General features: G+C 42.3%; 1 protein-coding gene. It reads right to left on the bottom strand.

The genetic code is table 11. The features are described from left to right. The coding region (locus ACS8FD_RS19215) for an RHS repeat domain-containing protein (protein WP_439277034.1) at positions 1-659 on the bottom strand (659 nt) is incomplete at its 3' end. Between the last annotated feature and the right edge of the window lie 137 nt (positions 660-796).

Below are 796 nucleotides of genomic sequence, written 5' to 3'. Positions count from 1 at the left end.
ATATATACCTTTTCTTTATCATCCATCCCATTAAGATCAACCCGATTATTTGGGTTAGAACTTGCATACGAAAACAAATTAATCCCACCCGCAAGCCCAATAGGATCACAAGAAATCCACCTAACTGTTGAAACTGAATAATACCTTGCCCTATGATAATTTAAACCACTCTCCTCATCCCGCTCTTTACCAGTAAACCGATAGCGCTTGCGAGCAAAACTACCAAAGCTGGTTTCACCGTAGGGATAATGCTCTTCCCGATTTATCATTTCCCCAGCATCATCCAGTACCAGATTACTGCTTCCCAAATGATCGCTTAGATGAAATTGTACGGCTGGCCCAGCATCGTTTTGATGAGCGTCTCCTCTTCTCACTAATGCAATCCGCTGTTGATTATCCATGATATGCAAGACATTATTCTCTTTTGGGCTAGCGCCTGAATTATCCCAGCGAAAATGCTCAAACAGCTCACCAATGTAAACTCGGCTTTCCCAGCTACCGCCTTGTTTACGCACCAGTTTCATCACACGCAGCCCTGAAGCATCATATAGATAATGGGCGTGGATGCTGGGCTCACTATTGCCTGTTTGTGCTCTAAACACTGTCAGCTGATCACTATGATTCCATTCAAAATGACGAGCTAATCCTTCGCTTATCATATTGCCATTGACATCATAAACATAAGAAAATTCCGTTCCGCTAAAACTGACTTGCTCAAGTCGGTTATTATTCGCTTCAACAGTAAAGTCTCTGTTGCTAACTACATTTCCTCTATTAGTGACATGGGTATGCTTCA

This window comes from Psychrobacter sp. 1U2 (assembly GCF_051847575.1).
The sequence above is the reverse complement of the archived record's forward strand: the minus strand, read 5'-3'. Positions and strand labels throughout refer to the sequence as shown.